Raw genomic sequence first — 6,213 nt, forward strand, 5'->3', positions numbered from 1 at the left:
CGCCGCCGCGACCACGAGCAAACAGATCAGCTTTCTTCGCACCTGCTCAGACAACCAGACTGAGCAGGCCCGCGACCACGAAACCGACTACCGAGAGGATGGTCTCCAGCACGGTCCACGACTGCAGCGTCTCCTTCACCGAGAGCCCGAAGTACCGCGACACGATCCAGAACCCGCCGTCGTTGACGTGCGAGGCGATGATCGAACCGGACGCGATGGCCATGACGACCAGCGCGAGCTGTGGCTGCGAGTAGTTCAGGTCCGCCAGCACCGGTGCCACGATGCCCGCGGTCGTCACGATCGCGACGGTCGCGGAACCCTGCGCGATCCGGATGACGCAGCTGATCACGTAGGACAACGCGATCACCGGCAGGCCGAGGTCCGAAAGTTCGCCCGCGAGCGTCTTGCCGATGCCCGTCGCGGCGAGCACGGCGCCGAAGAAGCCACCGGCACCGACCACGAGCAGGATCATCGCGACCGGACGAAGCGAGGCGCCCGCCATCTCGGCGATCTTGTCCCGCGTCATGCCGCGCCGGAAGCCCAGCAGCCAGAACGCCAGCAGCACCGCGATCGTCAACGCCACGGCGGGCGTGCCGAAGAACGTCGCGATCGAGTACGGCCGCGATCCCTTCTGCAGCAGGATCGAGCCGAACGTGCCCGCGAGGATCAACACCAGCGGCAGGCCGATGATCGACAGCACCAGGCCGAGCGACGGTGCTTCTCGATCACCGTTCTCCGCACGCGCCTGCTCGGCCGCGACCAGCATCTCCTCCGGCACCGGCACGTTGATGCGCTTGCCGATCCAGTACGAGTACAGGATGCCGCCGACGAACCACGACGGGATCGCCACCGCGAGACCCATGATGATGATCCAGCCGAGCGACACCTTCAGCAGACCGGCCGCCGCCACCGGTCCTGGGTGCGGCGGCATGAACGCGTGCATGACCGAAAGGCCTGCCAGCAAAGGCATGCTGAACAGCACGATCGACTTGCCCGACCGTTTCGCAGCCACGTAGACCAACGGCGCCAGCACGAAGATGCCGATGTCGAAGAAGACCGGCACACCGAAGATCAGGCCGGCGAGGCCGATCGCGACCGGCGCGCGCTTCTCGCCGAACGCGGTCATCAGCTTGTCCATCAGCACCTGCGCGCCACCGGACGCCTCGAGGATCGCGCCCAGCAACGTGCCGAGCCCGATGATCGCGGTGATGTGGCCGAGGATGCCGCCGAAGCCCTTCTCCAGCAACGAGTCCGAGGCCTTCTGCGCCGACCCGACCAGCGTCTCCGTCGGCACGCCCGCGGCCAGTGCCACGCCCAGCGCCACGACGATCAACGCGATGAACGGCTCGACCTTGAACCTGATGATGAGCAGCAACAGCACCGCGATGCTGAGGACCGCGAGGGTCAGCAGACCCGGTGTCGAGTGTTGCAACCAGTTGATCACGGGCGGCTCCTGAGTGAATGGCCTGGCAATGCGCCGGTGGCGGTTCCGTCGTCGATCACCGTCACCCCGTTGCAGAACACGTACGGGATGCCGGCGGCCTGCTGCCGAGGCCGGTCGAAGGTCGCCGTGTCGGCGATCGTCGAGGCGTCGAACAGCACCAGGTCGGCCGCGTAGCCCTCGCGGACCAGACCTCGGTCGGTGAGCCGCAAACGCTTGGCGGCCCGGCCGGTGAGGTGCTCGACGCACTCCTCCAGGCTCAGCACGCCCAGTTCACGGACATAGCGCGCGAAGTAGCGGGGGAACGTGCCCCACGCGCGCGGGTGCGGCCGGTCGCCCACGAGCAGGCCGTCGCTGCCGCCCGTGTGCGCCGGATGCTTCATGATCGCCTGCACGTTCTCCTCGTGGCCCACGTGCATGAGGCAGGAGGTACCCAGGCGTTCGTCCACCAACACGTCGAAGTACAGGTCGGCCGGGTTGCGCCCCAGCCGCGCCGCCGACTGCAGCACGCTGGCCCCGACGAGGTGGGCGTTGCGGTCGTTGCGGACGCCGTTGATCTCGATGGAGTCCCAGTCGACCGGCACGCCGTGGCAGCCGTCCGAGCCGATCTCCTCGATCTCCTCCCGGATGCGCTCGCGGGTGTCCACATCGGACAACCTTGCCAGCGCGCGTTCCGGCCCGCCTTCCGTGGCCCACGACGGCAGGAGCGCGGAAAGATAGGTCGCACCGGGCAGGTACGGGTAGGTGTCGAGGCTGATGTCCGCACCGGAGGCGATCGCGTCGTCCAGCAACGCCAGCAGTTCGGGCGCGCGGCCCTTGTTCACCGGGAAGTTCATCGTGGCGTGCGCGAGGTGCAGCGGACAGCCCGAGCGCCTCGACACGTCCACCATCTCGGCGTACGCCTCCAGCGCGCCCGCGCCGTAGCTGCGGTGGTGCGGGCTGTAGAAGCCGCCGTAGTTGCCGACGACCTCGCAGAGCTGCACGAGTTCGGACGTCTCCGCGTACATGCCGGGCGTGTAGGTGAGCCCGGAGGACATGCCGAAAGCGCCCTCCACCAACGACTTCGCCAGCTTGTTCTTCATGACGAGCATCTCGGCGTCGGTTGCCGGCCGGTCTTCCCAGCCCACGGCCAGCATCCGCAACGTTCCTTGCGGGACGAGATACGCCGCGTTCACCGCGATGCCCTGGTCGAGCCGGTCGAGGTACTGGCCGACCGAGCGCCAGTTCCAGTCGAAGCCCGGTGGGTCGTCGTTCCACCCGGCGAGCTGGCCGCGCAACGTCGCGAGCACCTCGTCGTTGACCGGCGCGTACGACAGTCCGTCCTGGCCGAGCACCTCGGTCGTGACGCCCTGTGAGACCTTCGCCAGGTGGTCCGGTTCGGCCAGGATCCGCAGGTCCGAGTGCGAGTGCATGTCGATGAACCCTGGCGCGAGCACCAGCCCGTCCGCGTCGATCGACCGGGTCCCGCTCAACCCGTGGCCGATCGACGCGATCACACCGTCCTTGATGGACACGTCCGCGCGGTAGGCGGGCGTGCCGGTGCCGTCGGCGATCAGTGGTCCGCGCAGGACGACGTCGTCCATCGGAGCACTCCCCTTAGAAGTAGGTGCGAATCAGGTCGACCACGGTCGTGCCCTCGACGACCGGGATCAGCTGCCACTTGTCGAACACCGTGCAGGGGTGGGAAAGCCCGAGCCCGACCCAGTCGCCGACCCGGACCGTGGCCTCGGCGCCGAGCTGGAGGAACGCGTGCTGGTCGTTCATCGCGGAGACCTGGGCCTGGGTCAGCGGCGCGACCGCGCCGTCACGGCGGCGCACCAGCTGCGGCTCCGGCAGACCCTCGTCGAACGACGCGTCGCGCTTGCCGATCGTCAGCAACGCCAGGTCGCGCTGCGGCCGTGACGTCACCTGCGCCCAAGCCCTGAGCGCCGAACGGAACGGCTCCACACCGTCGATCCGGGAGAACGGCGAGATCCCGCGGTAGAAGCCGTCGTCGTGCGTGATGTACGCACCACTGCGCAACACGGGGTTCACCGGAATCGGCCACGGCTGCGTCAACGTCGCCGCCACCTGGTCGAAGTACGCGCTACCACCAGCGGTGACGATCACCGAGTCGAGCTCGTCGAGCATGCCCGCGTCGGCCATCCGCAGCACCAACGTCCGCAGGTCGGTCAAATATCGGTCCACAATGGACTGCGAAGACTCGGAGGCGTCATGCGCCAACGCACCTTCGTAGCCACTCGCGCCCGCCAGTCGCAGCACCGGGCTTTGATCCACGGCCCGCGCTACGGCCAAAGCCGTCTCCAGATCGCGCGCACCGGTTCGCCCGCCAGGAGCACCCAGCTCGACCAATACGTCGACCGGCCGGGACGGCTGCAGCTCCTGCAACGTCTCGCTCATCAGCGCGACCCCGGCCTCGGAGTCGGCCCAGCAGCTGAACTCGAACCGCGGGTCGTGATCCAGCTCGGCGACCAGCCAGCGCAGCGCCCCGGGATCCAGCAACTGGTTCGCCAGCAGGATGCGCGAGACCCCGAACGCCCGGTAGACGCGCAGCTGCGACGCGTTGGCCGCGGTGATGCCCCAGACGCCGTGCTCGATCTGCCGCTGGAACAGCTGCGGCGCCATCGTCGTCTTGCCGTGCGGCGCGAGCTGCACGCCGTGGTTGGCACACCACTTGGCCATCGTCGTCAGGTTGTGCGTCAACGCGTCCGCGTCCAGCACGACGAGCGGCCCGACGAACTCGTCGGCGAAGAGGTCCAGTCGCTGGTCCGCGACCTCGCCGATGGTCGACCCGAACGTGCTCGACGGCAGGCCCTTGAACCGCCAGCCGATGCGTTCCGACCTGATGTCTGCGACGGCCGAGAGGTCCATCTCCATCAGATGTTGCATATTTTGCAACTCCCATTGCGCGATGTGATGCTGGAGTGTGTAGCATTCGGTAGCGCCGCCGTCAACGAACACCTATGGAGCACGCATGCGGTTCGAACACGTCGGCGGTGTCGTGTGTCTCGGCGAGACCATGGTGATGATGGTTCCGGCTGAACCCGGTCCTGTGCACCTGGTGCGCACCTGGCACCGGGCCGTCGGGGGCGCCGAGTCCAACGTCGCCGTCCACCTCACGCGCCTCGGCATCCGGTCGTCGTGGGTCAGCGCGGTCGGCGACGACTCGTTCGGGCTCGCGGTGCTCGACGCGGTCGGCGGCCACGGCGTGGACGTGTCGAAGGTGCGGATCGACCCGACCCGCCCGACCGGCCTCTACGTCAAGGAGGCCTCACCGAACGGCAGCCCGGTGCGCTACTACCGGCGCGGCTCGGCGGCGTCGGGCATGGGGCTGGAGATGATCGACCGGCTGGGCCTGGGCGAGGTGAAGCTGGTGCACCTCAGCGGAATCACGCCCGCTCTGTCCGATTCGTGCCTCGCGATGATGCGTGAACTGCTCAGGCGCCCCAGGCACGGGTTCAAGATCTCGTTCGACCTGAACTGGCGGCCCGCGCTGTGGGCGGACCGCGACCCGCGCGTGCTGCGGGAGCTCGCGGACATGGCCGACGTGGTTCTGGCGGGCTCCGACGAGGCCGAGCTGGTGTGGGGGACGGGCGACGCGGCCAGACTGCGCAAGCTGCTGCCGGGCCCGTCCGCGCTGGTCGTGAAGCAGGGTGCGGAGGGCGCGACGCTGCTCGAGAGCGGTTCGTCGCACTTCGAACCGGCGCTGAAAGTCGAGGTCGTGGAACCGGTCGGCGCCGGTGACGCGTTCGCCGCGGGGTTCCTGGCGGCTACCTTGGCGGGAGAGGCGCCGTCGGTCCGGTTGCGCGCGGGCCACCTGCAGGCGGCTGCCGCTTTGCTCACCGCCGAGGACGTCGGAGATCCTTTGCCGGACGACGTGACAGATCCGCTGCTGCACGCCGACCCGCAGACCTGGGCGTCCGCCCGCCTGGAGGTGTAATGAGCCAGAGTCTCGACAGAGCGCTCACACTGGTGAGCCAGCTCGCGACGGGACCGAAGACGCTGGACGAGCTGTCCGGCGTGATCGGCGTGCACAAGTCGACGACGCTCCGGTTGTTGCGCACCTTGGAGTCGCACCGGTTCGTGCAGCGCGACGGAGTGCACCACTACCGCCTCGGCACGGCGTTGTTCGACCTCGCCAACCTCGCCCTCGAGGAACGCGACGTGCGCCGCGCCGCCGAGCCCGCGTTGCGCGACCTCAACGCCCGTCTGGGGCACACCGTCCACCTCGCGTCCTATGAGGACGGTGAGGTGATCTACATCGACAAGTACGAGTCACGGCACCAGATGCGCATGTACTCGCGCATCGGCCGCCGCGCGCCGTTGCACTGCACGGCCGTGGCGAAGATCCTGCTGGCCGACCTGCCCGCTCCGGCGTTGCAGAAGATCATGGCGACGATGGAGTTCCCGCGGCTGACGGCGAACACCATCACCGGCCCGGCCGCGTACCTCGCGGAGCTGGATCGGGTGCGCACCAACGGGTACGCCGTCGACAACGCCGAACACGAGGACTTCATCCACTGCATCGGAGCCCCGATCAAGGGCTCACGGGGTGAGGTGCTCGCCGCCGTGTCGATGTCGGTGCCCAAGGTGCTGCTCGACTTCGACGGGCTCCTGTCCCATCTTCCGGACCTGCTCGCCACCGCAGAAGCCGCGTCACTTGAATGCGGTTACGTACCAAGGTAAAAGGGGAAATTCCGTTGTCCAAGGTTGAGATCAAGACCGCCGACGCGCCGCAGCCGGTGGCGAAGTTCTCGCAGGGTGTGCGCAAG

General features: G+C 68.2%; 5 protein-coding genes. 2 read left to right on the top strand and 3 right to left on the bottom strand.

Features of this window, described 5'->3' with window-relative positions:
* Nucleotides 1–46: 46 nt before the first annotated feature.
* The 3 genes from UK23_RS12970 to UK23_RS12980 are packed head-to-tail and all read right to left on the bottom strand — an operon-like array spanning nucleotide 47 to nucleotide 4,330.
* Nucleotides 47–1,444: a GntP family permease gene (locus UK23_RS12970; protein WP_045311724.1), complete on the bottom strand. Its 1,398-nt coding sequence runs from the start codon at nucleotides 1,442–1,444 to the stop codon at nucleotides 47–49.
* Nucleotides 1,441–3,024, bottom strand: coding sequence for an N-acyl-D-amino-acid deacylase family protein (locus UK23_RS12975; RefSeq protein WP_045311725.1), 1,584 nt, complete (start codon nucleotides 3,022–3,024; stop codon nucleotides 1,441–1,443). The genes UK23_RS12970 and UK23_RS12975 overlap by 4 nt, the downstream gene beginning before the upstream one ends.
* 13 nt (nucleotides 3,025–3,037) lie before the next feature.
* Nucleotides 3,038–4,330: an amino acid deaminase gene (locus UK23_RS12980; protein ID WP_045311726.1), complete on the bottom strand. Its 1,293-nt coding sequence runs from the start codon at nucleotides 4,328–4,330 to the stop codon at nucleotides 3,038–3,040.
* Nucleotides 4,331–4,415: 85 nt separating this feature from the next.
* Between UK23_RS12980 and UK23_RS12985 the strand changes: the two genes are divergently transcribed.
* Nucleotides 4,416–5,381 (top strand): sugar kinase, encoded by a 966-nt coding sequence (locus UK23_RS12985; protein WP_063778064.1) that lies wholly within the window; start codon nucleotides 4,416–4,418, stop codon nucleotides 5,379–5,381.
* A complete protein-coding gene (locus tag UK23_RS12990) occupies nucleotides 5,381–6,127 on the top strand; it encodes an IclR family transcriptional regulator (RefSeq protein ID WP_045311727.1) in 747 nt (248 codons plus the stop codon). Before UK23_RS12985 ends, UK23_RS12990 begins: the two co-directional genes overlap by 1 nt.
* The last annotated feature ends 86 nt before the right edge of the window (nucleotides 6,128–6,213 follow it).

Source organism: Lentzea aerocolonigenes (assembly GCF_000955955.1).
GTDB lineage: Bacteria > Actinomycetota > Actinomycetes > Mycobacteriales > Pseudonocardiaceae > Lentzea > Lentzea aerocolonigenes_A.